The organism is Tigheibacillus halophilus (genome assembly GCF_042683165.1).
GTDB lineage: Bacteria > Bacillota > Bacilli > Bacillales > Amphibacillaceae > Tigheibacillus > Tigheibacillus halophilus.
On the sequence record NZ_JBHUIZ010000012.1, the window covers coordinates 223,197 to 237,932 of the forward strand.

14 protein-coding genes are annotated in these 14,736 nt (G+C 42.2%); 7 read left to right on the forward strand and 7 right to left on the reverse strand.

The features are described 5' to 3' along the window. Nucleotides 1-107: 107 nt before the first annotated feature. From ACFSMW_RS12265 to ACFSMW_RS12275, 3 genes are all read left to right on the forward strand, one after another. Nucleotides 108-1,643 carry a multicopper oxidase family protein gene (locus tag ACFSMW_RS12265; RefSeq protein WP_390356020.1) on the forward strand — a complete coding sequence of 512 codons (1,536 nt, stop codon included), beginning with the start codon at nucleotides 108-110 and terminating at the stop codon, nucleotides 1,641-1,643. A gap of 309 nt (nucleotides 1,644-1,952) precedes the next feature. Continuing rightward, nucleotides 1,953-2,399 carry a MarR family winged helix-turn-helix transcriptional regulator gene (locus ACFSMW_RS12270; protein ID WP_390356022.1) on the forward strand — a complete coding sequence of 149 codons (447 nt, stop codon included), beginning with the start codon at nucleotides 1,953-1,955 and terminating at the stop codon, nucleotides 2,397-2,399. Nucleotides 2,400-2,422: 23 nt separating this feature from the next. Next, nucleotides 2,423-3,898 (forward strand): DHA2 family efflux MFS transporter permease subunit, encoded by a 1,476-nt coding sequence (locus tag ACFSMW_RS12275; RefSeq protein WP_390356024.1) that lies wholly within the window; start codon nucleotides 2,423-2,425, stop codon nucleotides 3,896-3,898. Between the two features lie 84 nt (nucleotides 3,899-3,982). Here the strand turns inward: ACFSMW_RS12275 and ACFSMW_RS12280 are convergent, their stop codons facing one another. Further along, nucleotides 3,983-4,564, reverse strand: coding sequence for a TetR/AcrR family transcriptional regulator (locus ACFSMW_RS12280; protein ID WP_390356026.1), 582 nt, complete (start codon nucleotides 4,562-4,564; stop codon nucleotides 3,983-3,985). A gap of 146 nt (nucleotides 4,565-4,710) precedes the next feature. Here ACFSMW_RS12280 and ACFSMW_RS12285 point away from each other — a divergent pair, with 146 nt between their 5' ends. The 3 genes from ACFSMW_RS12285 to ACFSMW_RS12295 all read left to right on the forward strand — a co-directional run bounded on the left by ACFSMW_RS12285 (nucleotide 4,711) and on the right by ACFSMW_RS12295 (nucleotide 7,785). Further along, nucleotides 4,711-5,610 carry an ABC transporter ATP-binding protein gene (locus ACFSMW_RS12285; protein ID WP_390356028.1) on the forward strand — a complete coding sequence of 300 codons (900 nt, stop codon included), beginning with the start codon at nucleotides 4,711-4,713 and terminating at the stop codon, nucleotides 5,608-5,610. Continuing rightward, on the forward strand, nucleotides 5,610-7,211 hold the full coding sequence (locus ACFSMW_RS12290; protein ID WP_390356029.1) for an ABC transporter permease: 1,602 nt from the start codon (nucleotides 5,610-5,612) through the stop codon (nucleotides 7,209-7,211). Before ACFSMW_RS12285 ends, ACFSMW_RS12290 begins: the two co-directional genes overlap by 1 nt. 73 nt (nucleotides 7,212-7,284) lie before the next feature. After that, nucleotides 7,285-7,785, forward strand: coding sequence for an NUDIX hydrolase (locus ACFSMW_RS12295; RefSeq protein ID WP_390356031.1), 501 nt, complete (start codon nucleotides 7,285-7,287; stop codon nucleotides 7,783-7,785). Nucleotides 7,786-7,802: 17 nt separating this feature from the next. Here the strand turns inward: ACFSMW_RS12295 and ACFSMW_RS12300 are convergent, their stop codons facing one another. The 6 genes from ACFSMW_RS12300 to ACFSMW_RS12325 all read right to left on the reverse strand — a co-directional run bounded on the left by ACFSMW_RS12300 (nucleotide 7,803) and on the right by ACFSMW_RS12325 (nucleotide 14,108). Continuing rightward, on the reverse strand, nucleotides 7,803-8,240 hold the full coding sequence (locus ACFSMW_RS12300) for a DUF2512 family protein (protein ID WP_390356033.1): 438 nt from the start codon (nucleotides 8,238-8,240) through the stop codon (nucleotides 7,803-7,805). 98 nt (nucleotides 8,241-8,338) lie between these two features. Further along, the gene (locus tag ACFSMW_RS12305; RefSeq protein WP_390356035.1) at nucleotides 8,339-9,106 is read right to left on the reverse strand and encodes a DUF3891 family protein; all 768 of its coding nucleotides are present in this window, start codon (nucleotides 9,104-9,106) and stop codon (nucleotides 8,339-8,341) included. Nucleotides 9,107-9,139: 33 nt separating this feature from the next. Next, nucleotides 9,140-9,940, reverse strand: coding sequence for an SDR family NAD(P)-dependent oxidoreductase (locus tag ACFSMW_RS12310; protein WP_390356036.1), 801 nt, complete (start codon nucleotides 9,938-9,940; stop codon nucleotides 9,140-9,142). 87 nt (nucleotides 9,941-10,027) lie between these two features. Further along, a complete protein-coding gene (locus ACFSMW_RS12315; RefSeq protein ID WP_390356038.1) occupies nucleotides 10,028-10,417 on the reverse strand; it encodes an SLAP domain-containing protein in 390 nt (129 codons plus the stop codon). Nucleotides 10,418-10,780: 363 nt separating this feature from the next. Further along, nucleotides 10,781-11,716, reverse strand: a complete 936-nt coding sequence (locus ACFSMW_RS12320) for a phosphotransferase (protein WP_390356040.1) — start codon at nucleotides 11,714-11,716, stop codon at nucleotides 10,781-10,783. Nucleotides 11,717-11,894: 178 nt separating this feature from the next. Next, on the reverse strand, nucleotides 11,895-14,108 hold the full coding sequence (locus tag ACFSMW_RS12325) for an MMPL family transporter (protein ID WP_390356041.1): 2,214 nt from the start codon (nucleotides 14,106-14,108) through the stop codon (nucleotides 11,895-11,897). A gap of 166 nt (nucleotides 14,109-14,274) precedes the next feature. On the opposite strand from ACFSMW_RS12325, the gene ACFSMW_RS12330 reads away from it, so the two are divergent. Beyond that, entirely contained in the window at nucleotides 14,275-14,682 is a 408-nt protein-coding gene (locus ACFSMW_RS12330; protein WP_390356042.1) for a flavoprotein, read from the forward strand. The last annotated feature ends 54 nt before the right edge of the window (nucleotides 14,683-14,736 follow it).

Sequence of the window (14,736 nt, forward strand, 5' to 3'; positions counted from 1 at the left end):
CCACGCCACGAAGAAAATAAAAACCCATGGATAAACGCCTTTCCCATCTCCGCATGTGTGACATCTAATATAGATATACCGATTTTAGCGGAAATGGGGTTAAGCTGATGAGTATAACATTAAGAAAATTTGTGGACCGTTTACCGAAAATGTCTACCATCAAGCCGAAACACAAAGACGACAAAGGTGCCTACTATGAAGTTCGCATGACACAATTTATGCAGCGGCTGCACAGAGATATGCGTCCGACCATGTTATGGGGCTACAATGGGCAATTCCCAGGGCCATTGTTTGACGTGAAACAGGGAGAACCGATACAAGTAAAATGGATGAATGATTTGCCATCCAGACACATTCTTCCAGTTGATTTATCGCTGCATGGATTGGCGGAGTTACCGGAGGTTCGTACGGTAACACATTTGCATGGCGGCGTAACACAGGCATCCAGTGACGGCTATCCTGATGCTTGGTTTACAAGGGGATTTGAGAAGGTGGGGCCGGACTATGAACAAGAAATTTACCATTACCCCAATAACCAGCCTGCAGCAGCCTTATGGTATCACGATCATGCCATGGGGATTACCAGGTTGAATATGTACGCAGGTCTTGCAGGCATGTACATCATCCGGGATGAGGCGGAAAAAACATTGTATCTTCCTGAAGGTAAATACGAATTGCCGCTGATTGTCCAAGATCGATCGTTTAAGCCAGACGGTTCCCTGGATTATCCGAGACAGCCGGATGATCCTGAGGAAGGTTGGCCTGACCCTTCTGTTGTCCCATTTTTTCTCGGAGATACCATTTTGGTTAATGGCAAGGTATGGCCATATGCAGAAGTGGAACCAAGAAAATACCGGCTTCGAATCCTGAATGCTTCCAATACCCGGGCATATGCCTTATACCTTGATTCAGAAGATTACTTTTATCAAATAGGCACGGATGGCGGATTGATGCAACGAACAACAAAGGCAAAAAAAATACCGATGGAACCCGCTGAACGTGTTGATTTGATTGTAGATTTTACCGGCTTGCAAGGAAAAACAATCACGTTGAAAAATGATCTAGGACCAAACGCGGATCCGGAAGATAGAACGAATGACATTATGCAATTCAGGGTAAACCAGCCACTTGCGGGGAAAGATAACAGCAATATACCTCGAAAATTGATTGAGATCCCTTCATTAAAGAAAAATAAAGTCCAAACAATTCGTGATTTAAAACTTGTAGGAACAACCGATGAGTTAGGACGTCCGTTATTATTGCTCAATAACAAAAAGTGGATGGATGAAGTTACTGAAAAACCTCGTTTAGGTGACACCGAGATTTGGTCATTTAAGAACCTGACAACATTCACACATCCTATTCACATTCACTTGGTTCGTTTCCAGGTACTTGATCACAGACCGTTTGACCTGGATGCATTTAATGAGACGGGGATATTGACATTCACTGGACCGGCCACACGCCCTAAATCGAATGAACTTGGTTGGAAAGATACAATCGCAGTGCCCTCGGCAACCATCACAAGGGTCATTGCCCATTTCGTGCCATATGCTGGTGAATATGTATGGCACTGCCATATTTTGGAACACGAGGATTATGACATGATGAGGCCCTTCACTATCGTGGATCCTGAATCATAGCAAACAATGTGATGACGGCATCGTGGGTGCTGTCTTTCTTATGGTATTGGACATGCTTTGTGCAAGGAAGAAAGGCGAAATGGGACAATCTGTAAAAACATCCTTGCGCTGTTATGAATGTGATTGCCAAACTGGCAAGCTTGGCGAAAGAGACAGGAATGATAAAATACATAAGATGAATTTTTATAAAAAAAGTATTGACAGGTAGTTAAGGGAAGCGTAAAATTATTCTTTGTTGAAAAAAATGATTTAGTACTAAGATACTTTTCGCCTAACTATATTTTGCCCATTTCTGCGAGGTGTTTTGTAATGAAGAATAGCGATTTTTTGGAATTGGAAAAAGCGATTCGAAAAATCATGCATATTGGTTCAAATGAGTGGAAAAGGCATGTCAGTCTTGAATTTACCAGAACTGAGGCTCTTGTGTTATACAAATTGAATAAAATGGGTCCGCAGCGTGCTTCGCAACTCGCGTCAAGCTTATTCGTCACTACGGGTGGGTTGACAGGCATTACTGACAAGTTAGTGAATAAAGGCTATATTGATCGAAAAAGAGATGATCAAGACAGACGTGTTGTGTATTTAAGCTTGACAGATAAAGGGAAGAAAGCATTGCATGTAATGTATACTTCGAGACAGGATTTTATCGGTTTGCTTTTTGATGGAATCTCGGACAAAGAATTGGAACAACTGTTGCAGATTATAAAAAAGATGCAAACCAATCTGGAATACGCACAAGAAAATAGGGGAAATTGATATTTTAAAGGGAGTTGACATATATGGATAAAGCAATGGAACAAAGTAATATTAAAAAGGGACCGATACTCGTTGTTTTACTTCTCGGCGCATTCGTATCTCTTTTGAACCAGACCTTGATGAACGTGGCTTTGCCATCCATCATGGTGGACTTAAAAATCACAGAGAGCACCGCACAATGGATCACAACAGGGTTTATGCTGGTTAATGGGGTGCTTATCCCGGTTACGGCATTTTTAATGGAAAGATTTTCAACCAGACAGTTGTTTATAACTGCTATTAGTTTGTTCGCACTTGGTACACTTATTTGTGGCATTTCTCCTGATTTCAGCACATTGATGGCTGGCCGGGTAATCCAGGCAATAGGAGCAGGAATCATCATGCCATTGCTGACAACCGTTATTCTGGCTATTTTCCCAGTAGAGAAACGCGGCGGGGCAATGGGTCTGATCGGTATTGCTATGATTTTCGCCCCGGCAGTCGGACCTACGCTATCTGGTTTCGTCGTTCAGAATTACTCATGGCGTGTATTGTTCTACATCATTTTGCCAATTGCATTGATTGATATTATCATTGCTCCGTTTTTCTTAAAAAATGTTACCAAACAAACATTTCCTAAAATCGATGTCCTCGCGATTATCTTGTCAACACTGGGATTCGGCGGTATATTGTACGGATCCAGCACAGCAGGAAACCACGGCTGGACCAGTGCAAGTGTATTGACCACATTGATTATCGGTGTAGTCGCTTTAGCTTTATTTATTATCAGAGAGTTGCGTTCGGCAACCCCGATGCTTGATTTTAGAGTGTTCAAAAGCGGTATTTTTTCATTAACAACAGTGATTAACATCGCAATTACTGTAGCCATGTTCGCACCAATGCTGCTCATCCCGATCTACTTGCAAAACATCCTTGGTGTAAGTCCGATGAATTCTGGATTGATGCTTATGCCAGGAGCTGTGATTATGGGTGTCATGTCACCATTCACAGGAAAACTATTTGATAAAATCGGTGCCAGACCATTGGCAATAGTCGGATTGGCAATTACAGTTGTCACCACTTACTTATTCACACGTTTGACCGATGAAACAGGCTATGCGTATTTGATTACGATTTACACGATCCGCATGTTCGGTATGTCCATGATTATGATGCCGATCATGACAGCAGGGTTAAACGAATTGCCTCCACGTCTTCACGCACATGGAACGGCGATGGTGAACACAATACGGGCAGTTGCTGGTGCCATTGGTACAGCATTCCTGGTAACAGTGATGACCACACAAGCTAAAAACAGTATAAAAGATATCATCATTTCGCATGGATTCAACCCACAAAACAAACAGGACTTGCTTCATGCCACGAATTTGGCAACTGTCCAGGGGATCAATGACGCATTTATGATATCGACTGTCTTTGCAGTCATCGGACTTGTACTTTCATTCTTCATCAGACGAGGAAGAACAACCCAGCAAGAAGAAACAGATTTTGCGCATTAATGAATTTCGGGGACAATCCCCGCTGCACAAAACCACTATCGTTATATAGTGATAAAGCAGCGGGTGTCTGTCCCCGTTATTTTTTTATGTTTTTTTTCCCATGATGCCATGGAAAACAAGGTTGGTAATGTCTTCAGTATATGGGAGGATGGCTTCATAAATTTCTTTTTTTTGCATGCTTTCATTCAGCATTTGAAGATAGAGCAGCATGGCTTCACTCGATAAATTTTCGTCCACGAACCCACGGACTTTTCCTTCTTGAAGTAATTCGGTAAACAGGGGAACTGCCTTTTCATTATAAATCTGTTTGATATAACCGCCAGCAACATATTCATTCATTAAATACGTATAGAAATTCTCATTGATCTCATCGGCCAACCTCTTTTTATCAAAGACGATTTGCTGTATTTTGTCAGGAAAAGGAAGGTCACTATGGATCAATTGTTCATATTTCATCCATTCCTGATCGATATAATAGATGACTACTTCATTGGCCAGTTGTTGTTTGCTGCCAAAGTAATTATAGATTGATACTTGGGATACGCCAGCTTTTTTGGCAATATTAGCTACAGAAACTTTCCTCACGCCAAATTTTATGAATAATTGCAAAGCATTCTGCAGAATATTATTTTTTTTTTGGGTCGTCCGTCGCTCAAAACCATCCATTTCGTTCACCTCATGTATAGTTTAGCCAAAAATATGAACGATAACAACAGAAATATTTCAAAACTTACTTGCGTTTTCTGGTTCTGATGTATATTATGAAATTAAAATGTATATATATTTCAAAACTAAAAAGGGGATGTTTTGTAATGACAGTCTTGCAAGCGACTGGTTTAACAAAGCGATTTGGCAGTTTTTTAGCTTTGAATCGTGTAGATTTACAGATGCGTCCGGGAGAGATATATGGTTTCATCGGCCCGAATGGTGCCGGAAAATCAACGACTATACGTGTTTTACTTGGGATATTGAAAGCGACAGAAGGTTATGCGAAAATCTTTGGCAAAGACAGCTGGCGGGATGCGGTTGAAATTCATAAGCGTCTTGCCTATGTACCTGGAGATGTTAATTTATGGCCTAATTTGACGGGCGGGGAAGTGATTGATCTGTTCATTAAGCTTCGCGGCGGACAGGTAACGAGACGCCGGGAGGAACTGATTGAAAAGTTTAGTTTGGATCCATCGAAAAAATGCCGGACATATTCTAAAGGGAATAGGCAAAAAGTTGCTTTAATCGCAGCGTTTGCCAGTGATGCTGATTTATATATTCTCGATGAACCGACCTCGGGGCTTGATCCGCTGATGGAAAATGTTTTTCAGGAATGTGTACTCAAAGCAAAAAGGGAGGAGAAAAGTGTTTTACTTTCAAGTCATATCTTATCTGAAGTGGAGCGTTTATGTGATAGGGTGGGGATCATTCGCAAAGGAGAAATCATTGAAACAGGAACACTGGATGAGCTTCGCCATTTGACCAGAATCAATATCCACTTGCGAACAAGTAATAAGATTACTGATTTAACCAGCCTTCCAGGTGTCCATGATATCGAAAACCATGACGAGGACGTTTCCTTTCAAGTAGATACTGAAAAGATGGGGGAAGTGATCAAGTACGTAAGCCAATTCGGAATTCTGAAATTGGAGAGTATGCCGCCAACATTGGAAGATTTGTTCATGCGCCACTATGAGCAATCTGGAGATGAGGGGGCGTTCTGATGAGCAGCAGACTATTTCACCATACAACTCAGATGACATGGTTCATCGGGAAACAAGGACCAATCCGTCATTTCATATGGATATGTTCCATTGTGGCTGTTACTATTATCGTAGCATATGCCTATGCTGATTTGTATCCGACTGCACAAGAACGCCAAGGGATGGCAGAAACAATGAAAAACCCTGCCATGACAGCTCTTGTTGGCGTCGGATATGGATTTGGGGATTATACGGTTGGCGCGATGATGGCGCATCAGATGCTGCTCTTTACTGCGGTAGCCACTGCCATAATGAATATTTTATTTGTTACAAAACATACCAGGGCGGAAGAAGAGGACGGTCGGATGGAATTGTTGTACGCCTTGCCTATTGGCCGTTTGTCACAGTTACAAGCAGTAGTATGCCTCACTGTCATCATCAATTTCGTATTGGCATTGCTGTTGGGTACAGGCTTATCTTTGCTTAGAATCGATAGTATGAATCTGCAAGGGGCCATGTTATACGGAGCGGCGCTTGGGAGCACTGGGCTATTTTTTGCGGGGGCGACGATGGTTCTGGCTCAGGTTTCACAAACCTCCCGTGGAACGATAGGTATGGCACTCGGGATCCTTGGAATTTCATATTTGTTGCGCGCGGTTGGAGATGTTGGCCATGAAGCATTATCGATGGCTTCACCACTGGGGTGGCCCCAGCGTTCAGAGGTATTCGTGAATGATTACTGGTGGCCAGTTATTCTGTCATTGGGAATGGCGCTTGTCCTCGTCTTACTTGCATTTTACCTACATTCTTTTCGTGATCTGGATCGTGGGTTTTTACCTACAGTGCCAGGAAAGAAACACGGGAGTTTTCTCTTGAATGGGCCGTTCGGTTTGCTGCTGAAGCTACAGCGCACCAGTCTGCTATCCTGGGCAGTCGCACTATTTGTGCTGGGCGTTTCTTATGGTTCTGTCTTGGGAGACCTGCACACTTTTTTCGCTCAAAATGAAACAATGGCTAAAATGTTTGCTTCAAGTGGAGGCGCGTCTTTAACGGATCAATTCATAGCTATGATCGTTGCAGTGTTGGCTTTAATTGGAACAATCCCAGTGCTGATGACGGTCTTTAAGTTGCATACAGAAGAAAAAGCGGGGCGTGTAGAGCATTTGTTTAGCAGGGCTGTTTCGCGTCAACGTGTACTGTTGAATGCAAGTATAATAGGAAGTCTCACAGCCGTAGTGATGCTTTTTTGTTTGACTGCTGGGCTTTGGCTGGCAGGTGCAATAACATTGCCGGATACTTATTCCTTCCGTATGTTTTTCGAGTTTGCCTTTGTTTATCTGCCTGCCATGCTGATCATGATAGCATTTGCGTCAGTGGTAATCGGCTTTTTGAAAAAGGGAACCAGTATGGTGTGGTTTTACCTGGTATATGCGTTTCTAACCATTTATTTAGGGCAATTGCTTGATTTGCCGAAATGGCTGGAAAAACTTTCTCCTTATGGCTATATCCCACAACTGCCAGTCGAACAATCTTCAGCGAGCACTTTAATAGGAATGACAATCATTGCGCTGGTAGGAATCAGTGTTGGTTTATTCGCCTATAGAGAAAGGGATTTAAGTTGAAAGGCACCCTTAGGATGAGATGTGTTATGCTAAAAAAGCAGGTCGGCAAAGGAAGTGCGCGGGAGGGAAGAGAATGGAAATATGGGATTTATACGATATTAACAGGGAGAAAACAGAGAAGAAACATGTAAGGGGAGTCCCTGTTCCAGAAGGATATTATCATTTGGTCGTTCATGTATGGATTCAAAATGACCGTGGTGAGGTACTGCTCTCTAAGCGGCATCCCGATAAGCCTTACGGAGACCTCTGGGAATGTGCAGGGGGATCGGTTTTAGCAGGTGAAAACAGCTTGGAGGGTGCCATTCGTGAAGTGAAAGAAGAATTGGGGCTCGATTTATCAGATGTAAAAGGGGAGCTGTATTTTAGCGGCACTTGCCATGTTTATCATTCCGATTACTGGCTGTTTCACACGAATCCAGCCATAGGTGAACTGACTTTTCAGAAAGAAGAGGTCATCGACGCCAAGTGGGTAGATAAAACAACATATAAGCATATGTTGCAACATAATGAAATCGTACCCACTATTCAACATTTTTGGAGGCAAGAGTCCCGCCACAATATAACGTTAACGTGATAGGCGGGGACCTCCGCTTATTCTTCCAAATCGCGCGTGTCGTTCTCCTCGGCGAATTCAGTTTGCAGCCGTGCATGGTGTGCAGCAGGGTGCGTTTGTTGCGCCTCCCGGCTATGTTCATTCTCAAGTATATAGGCATGGATGAAAGGTTCACAAAAAAGAATCAAATAAGCAGCAAATAGAGATGGCAATAATATTTGCTGGCCGACACCGACAAATAATGTGCTAAGAAGCCAAAGTGTGGCAGCCATCAAGAAGAAATCCGAAATAGTTGCAATGAGGTTTCCGAACCGCCGCAGCACAAGCAAGTCGCCAACCACATAAGAGATGGCAGTAGCCAGTGCAGCCATTACAACCAGATTAGTGACAGGCACATGGTCGAACATGCTGAAAATGGACAGTGTGCCGAGAGAGACTACAATAAATTTAATACCAAGATATTTTAGGTGATCCATAAAAAAACCCTTTCTTCGTCTCATAATTTGGGTTTAGTATTACCGGATCACCAGAGAAATATCAAAGAAACGATAAAGTTTTTAGCGTGATCAATAAGCTACTCCTGCTGGATGTGCAGCCGTAATGTCTCAAAAGATGCCGATTCATAGCTTGGCAGGAAACCATCCGCATCAATAGAGGATTTAGGGATTCTCTTTTGTTCCAAATCAATATCAAGTGCTGATATAAAAGGAAAATGACTCATCACGATCTTCTGTTTATCCTTCCAGTAAATCTGGATTTGTTTAGGCAGCATCCCCTGCAATTCCGCAGGAACGGCTAGACCGGTCCTGAAAAAAGGATGTTCATCTTCTTGACGTGCGCCTGGTTCGTTCAAACAGATATAGAGCGATAAATTATCAGCAAACTGTAAAAGAGCATAATGGAAAGCACAGCGCCCTTGATCAAACCCGCTGAGTGTATCAATCAGTTTTTTTTGTCGTTTATGTTCCTGATAGACAAATTCTTTTGCCGCTTCATGTGTGTTATTTTCCATAAAACGCAAATAATGCAGACTGCATAATAATGCGGCATACGTATCCGATTGGGCTACTTCGTCAATTCCATGGCGATAAAGTACGGATTTAGCTGCTGTCGGAAAATCTAAAAATGTATATGGCGCACTCTTTTCGTCATTATAAAATGGCTGGTCATCAAATGGATGCCAGCCGATATCGTGATTCTCTATTGCATGCAAAACGGAATGCCATCGTTCATCTTCCGCACTGAATGCAGGCAGCAAATGTTTTGCCATATGCCCCGCAATTGTGGCGTGATGCGCTTGCTCGATGAGGATAAATGCATCTGTCGTTTCCCTGACAATCATATTTGTTCGCTCCTCTTTTAGAAGGGTACAAAATTATTGTGCTGCAACTGAGCCGCCATCCACACGTAAATTTTCTCCATTGATGAAGGACGATTTTTCCGAAGATAAAAAGGTGACAGCTGCTGCAACTTCTTCCGGTTTTCCAGGGCGTTTCAGTTCAATATGCGGCCGATTTTTCTGTAAAAATTGCTGGATTTGTTCTTCCAGCGTGGTTCCTTCACGGGAAGCATCCTGCTCAAGGGAATTTTCGAGCAGCGGCGTCATCACAAATGCGGGAGAAACGGTGTTCACTAATATACCATACTTTGCAAACGCCTTGGACCAGCTCTTGCTTAAATTGATAAGGGCTGCTTTTGTTGCATTATACTCAGGCATAAAGCCATCTGGCTGTACGCCTGATTCAGAACCAATGTTGATGATCCTGCCATTTTGTCTCTGTTTGAGCAGCGGCAGCGCAGCTTTTGTGACGCGGACTGTACCGAATACGTTCAAGGCAAATATTTCCTCCCAGTCTTCCATATTTATCTTTTCAAAGTCATAGAACCCTGGTGTCATGCCCGCATTATTGACTAAAATATCCAGCCCTCCAAATTCCTCTTCAATGATGGAGATCAGATGGTCCACGTCCTCTTGTTTGGTTAAATCAGCGGATAGTGCCAATACAGAGCCGCCATCCATTTCAACTTCTTCCTTCACTTTCAATAGATCTTCTTCACCACGTGCACAGATTGCAACCTTGCATCCCTCTGATGCCAGGCTTTTTGCTATGGCTTTCCCAATTCCTTTGCTGCCACCGGTGACAAGTGCTATTTTCCCTGTTAATCCCAAATCCATGTCTTATCATTCCCTTCCTGTATCTAGTTTATATGTACCTCAAAAACGTACAAAGATAAACATACAGAAATGAAAAAAGACATTAGTTTAAGCCAGCCTGGCAGCAATTTCCAGCTTTCCTTGTAAGCGAGTGGCTTGTTCCGTATAGGTTCCTGCAGGAAAAATGAATGTCCAGGGCAGACTGGTTTTTTTGGGGATAGTATAAGAAAAAACAAATGCATGTCTGGCAAAAATAAGGTCATCCATACGGTATTGTAAAACAGGATTATCGAATACAAACGGCTCACTATTGCGGTTATGAATCAATACCGTCAGTAAAAGGCTGTTTTGATAATTTTTTGCCTGCCGTAGAAGGGAAAAATGTATTCCTGACTTTGGCAGTGATATAAGAGAATCAAACGTTTGTTCAATTTCTCTCCGGTCTCGCTTCGAAATGGTTTTATCCCAAGCCGGTTCGAATTGCAGCTTTTGTTTCATGCAGACACCCTTTCGTTATTGGTCGCTTTTCTCAAGCAATATATAATCTCTATGTTTACAAAAAAGGATATCATTCTCATGAGCAATTTGAAATGATGTTCTATGTACAGCTGGCTCACGGGGAAATAATACGCATCTTGTTACGATGACGTAGATGACGTAAATGGACGATAATACATTTTTGATTCCAGCCGGCACGTTTGCAATATAGCTGCTTGATTTGTGTCGCCGGTATATTTTACAATATAGATCAATGCTAAATCATTGTACAAGAAAATACAGTTCATTATCTTGGATTACATGTAAAATCGCAGCCGAATGTCAAGAACAGTATGGAGAGCAAGACAATGAATACATAACGGATCAATCCAAGTTGTATTTTGAAGTATCCTTCAAAAAGTCAATCAAACTTAAGAACAGCAACTGCTGTGAGGGATCAGACCAGTCTTCGGCAGATTCGGCCATCAGCCACATCACTTCATCCAAAAAAACATGCTCCAATACAGCTGGCCAGATCGCCTGTTCCATTTCAGATAACTGAACATAGACATGGTAACCATCAAGAAATACCTGCCACTCTTCTGCAGTGAACATCCGGCTTGGTGCGGTTGCCATTTCGTTATGGAACAGGAGCAAGACAAGTGCCAAATCGAAGATCCTTGGAACCCAGGAAGCATTATCGGGATCAATTAAAAATGGCGCGGGTGTATAAACTAAATTATTGGCTTTAAAGTCATATGGTGTCGCCACACTTGGCAGTCCATGTGTTTGTAATTCCGCTTGTCTGGCAACAGCCTCTAGAAATTTCTGCCGCAGCAAGCCGCATGCAATGATGAGGTTGTTTGTTGCTGCATGCGCTTTGATTTGTTCCATCGATTCAATCACTTCCTCGATGTCAAAATCGAAGACATCATATGGCTCGAGATCAAATGCGTTTTTCTCAGGTGATAGCGCATGAATTTTTCCTAACAGCTTACCAGCTTCATAGATTTCCTCTTGAGTGCCACTGTACTTTTTTCCTTCTATAAACGGATAGACCACATACGTTACATCATCAATCAGTTGTGGATTTTCCACCTCTAATGGAACAGGAGTGACAACGAGAATACCCTTTTCCCGCAAGACACGAATATAATGCATCACTTGATTGCCATACTTTTGCAGATTTTGTGTCCGTTTAATAATGAAATCCGTGTTTTCCCCTTGGATATGATAGACTGGTGAAAAAGGATATATGCTTACAGGCTCCTCTTTTGCCTGGAAACCAAAGCGTTCAAGAATATATTTTCCATTCAACATTATTACCTCCGTTTTGCAGTAGTCGCATAACGATCTTTTTTACTGATGTATTGCATCAATCGCCAATTGTAATCACATGATAGCATTTTTCGTTTTTAAAAACTAGAATATTTTTATAATTGGGCACAAAATAGTACGCCGGCAGTCATTCTAACCCGGCGTACATCCAGTATCTTTTTTATTCGTTTACATCCTGTGAATGCCATTCATCTGGTCTTTTCTTGTGTGTTAAAATCAGGATAGATGGCAGGAATACTCCGCGAATCAAGAATGTGTCGAACAGTATCCCTATTCCCATGGTAAAACCAAACAGAAATAGTTCTTGGAGTGGCTGTGTCATCAAGACGGTAAAAGTTGCTGCAAGGATGATTCCTGCAGAGGATATGACCCCGCCAGTATGTGTGACACCGCTGGCAACAGCCTCTTTCCAAGGCATGCGTTTTGCATATTCTTTGATTCTTGATACGAGCATAATATTGTAATCTACTCCCAGGGCGACCATAAAGACGAATGTATAAACAGGTAATCGATAGCTGATGGCGTCATAGCCCAGCAGATGCTCAAAGATAAACCAGCAGAATCCGATGGTCGCCGCAAAGGAAAGCAGGATCGTGCTCACCATCAATATCGGGAGCAGGAAAGACCTTGTTTGGAAAGCGAGTACGATTGTGATCAAGACAATAACCAGTGAAAAAAGTATGATGGTATCACGTTTGTTCATATCATGGACATCGAGCTGCTCTGCAGTCTGACCGCTGAAATGCAATGAATAGGTTTCTGCTTGCAAGTCACTCTCACTCAAATAGCTTTGCGCTTTATCCCGAAATTGTTGCAAGGTATCCAACGCTTTCTGTTCGTACGGGTTGCTGTTTAGAGTGATTTGAAATTTGACGGCATGTTTGCTGTCAGACATAAAGTCTGCTGGCAGCTTATCTTTGCCATCAATCATCGATTGCGTAATTTCCGGACTTACTTCACTGACATTTTTATCAATGCTGAACTGTTTCTCTAATTTCTGGATTTTTTCAAAGAAATCCGTATCACCATGTATTGCTTGATTTGATTGCAGCTGCACGGTGACAGGCGCCAATTTCCCTGCAGGATAGTTGTCCTCCAATAGTTCAAAACCTTCACGGGAAGGTGTATCCTCTGGAAAAGACTTCAGCATGTTAAATGAATAATTCATTGTGAATAGATTGGCAACCCCGAACCCGAGAACCACTACCATTACCAGTGCTAATACAGCTGGATGTTTTTTGACAAAGTGCCCGATGCTACCCCAGAATTTATGCTGTGGCTTATTCTTCGGATTAACTTTTGGGATGAATGGCCAGAATGCTTTTCTGCCCATCAAGGCGAAGATGCTCGGAATCAATGTCAGACCTGCGATTGCAATTACAACGACTGCAATGGAAAACACGGGTGCAAAATGATTGTAAGGCTTAAAAATTGTGGCAAACAAAGCCAGCATAGCTAAGACAATCGTCCCGCCACTGAAAAAGATAACTTCGGATACATGATGCATGCCTGTCTGCATTGACGTGTATTTCGACGCGTGTAATCTCAATTCTTCCCTGTATCTGGAAAAAATGAATAAGCTGTAGTCGGTAATCACCGCAAATAAAAGCACCATCATGATAGAAACGGCTGAACTATCGACAGTAAACCAATCGAGTTTTCCGCCAAGGCCAATCAGCCGGTCTACCACGGCATAGACGATTCCAGCGATGATTAGCGGCGTTATCGCAAGGATTGGTGAACGATAAATCAATATTAATAAAATGAAGATCAAGACTACCGTTGCAGCCATTAAAATGAAATCCGCATTTTTGAACATAGATATGGTATCGGAGGAAATACCGGCAGGTCCGGTTATTTTCATCTCCATTCCGTTGGCATGAAGCGTTTCTGTTTTATCAGTCAGTTTTTGCAATGTGTCATGGATCTGGTCAGAATCGGCCCCTTTTTGCAATGTCACATTGAATAGTAATGTAGACTGATCTTTTGAAAACATTTTATCCTGTATTTGTTCCGGAAACTTGTGAAATGGCAGCGCGCTTTCCACATATGTCGGTTTGCTGCCCGAAGCAAGCCATTTACTGAAATCGGCTATTTTATTTCGGTTTTTCTCTGAGATTTTGCCGTCCTGATGAAATACCAGCAAGGCCGTCAATCCATCCTTGGTTGGAAACTCTTGATCATTTAATTGCTGTGCAACCTCGGAAGGCTTATCCTTGTGAACACTGCCTTCATCACTATTTACTTTATAATCTCCCGATGAAGGCAGAAAAAGACTTAGTGCAACGACAGCAACGATCCAGGCAATCAGCGTAATCTTTGCTCCTTTTTTACTGCTTGTATACTTCACTAGCTTTTGTATTGGTTTGAACATATCCAACAACTCCTTACGTCACGTTCATTTGTCTTTAGTTTAAAAAATGAACGTGAATACAGCGTGAATGCATGATGAACGGAGTATGAACGGGACGTTTCAAATGCTGGCAAGAAAAAAGGTTTTTCTAAGCTAACTGTCGAAAGTAATACATGGGGGGAATTTGATGGGAAATGATTTTCGAAATGCACTGGAGCAATATAAAAAAGCTTGGTGTCATTTTTCTTTGGAGAGATTAGACCATTTTATTGCAGCGGATTATCAAGCTAGGGAAATACGAGACGGGGAAATCGTCGACTTTGGTTATGAAGAATCTATTAAAGGCTGGAGAGAGGCTTTTGCACAACTGGAACACCAGAATGCTGAATGGGTCATCAAAGAGATTGCCGTCTTTTCGTTAAAAGAAGATGAAGTCATGGCGGTATTGTATGCTACTTTGAAGATAGACGGAAACCCCATGAAAGCCGGGAATTTATTTTTTGAAACATTCAAAAGGGACTGCCTCGGGAGGTGGAAAAGAATAAGAAGTTATGTAGAAACAGGTGTTCAATTCGAGAGGCTGAATAAGATTTGAGGCATGCGACGATATAACATTACCATTGGATATTTTCGTTTTTTTTTCCGCTGG

Bases quoted from the DNA above. Each gene is read 5' to 3' on its own strand.
- ACFSMW_RS12265 (WP_390356020.1), top strand. From the start codon at position 108: ATGAGTATAACATTAAGAAAATTTGTGGACCGTTTACCGAAAATGTCT.
- ACFSMW_RS12270 (WP_390356022.1), top strand. From the start codon at position 1,953: ATGAAGAATAGCGATTTTTTGGAATTGGAAAAAGCGATTCGAAAAATC.
- ACFSMW_RS12275 (WP_390356024.1), top strand. From the start codon at position 2,423: ATGGATAAAGCAATGGAACAAAGTAATATTAAAAAGGGACCGATACTC.
- ACFSMW_RS12280 (WP_390356026.1), bottom strand. From the start codon at position 4,564: ATGGATGGTTTTGAGCGACGGACGACCCAAAAAAAAAATAATATTCTG.
- ACFSMW_RS12285 (WP_390356028.1), top strand. From the start codon at position 4,711: ATGACAGTCTTGCAAGCGACTGGTTTAACAAAGCGATTTGGCAGTTTT.
- ACFSMW_RS12290 (WP_390356029.1), top strand. From the start codon at position 5,610: ATGAGCAGCAGACTATTTCACCATACAACTCAGATGACATGGTTCATC.
- ACFSMW_RS12295 (WP_390356031.1), top strand. From the start codon at position 7,285: ATGGAAATATGGGATTTATACGATATTAACAGGGAGAAAACAGAGAAG.
- ACFSMW_RS12300 (WP_390356033.1), bottom strand. From the start codon at position 8,240: ATGGATCACCTAAAATATCTTGGTATTAAATTTATTGTAGTCTCTCTC.
- ACFSMW_RS12305 (WP_390356035.1), bottom strand. From the start codon at position 9,106: ATGATTGTCAGGGAAACGACAGATGCATTTATCCTCATCGAGCAAGCG.
- ACFSMW_RS12310 (WP_390356036.1), bottom strand. From the start codon at position 9,940: ATGGATTTGGGATTAACAGGGAAAATAGCACTTGTCACCGGTGGCAGC.
- ACFSMW_RS12315 (WP_390356038.1), bottom strand. From the start codon at position 10,417: ATGAAACAAAAGCTGCAATTCGAACCGGCTTGGGATAAAACCATTTCG.
- ACFSMW_RS12320 (WP_390356040.1), bottom strand. From the start codon at position 11,716: ATGTTGAATGGAAAATATATTCTTGAACGCTTTGGTTTCCAGGCAAAA.
- ACFSMW_RS12325 (WP_390356041.1), bottom strand. From the start codon at position 14,108: ATGTTCAAACCAATACAAAAGCTAGTGAAGTATACAAGCAGTAAAAAA.
- ACFSMW_RS12330 (WP_390356042.1), top strand. From the start codon at position 14,275: ATGGGAAATGATTTTCGAAATGCACTGGAGCAATATAAAAAAGCTTGG.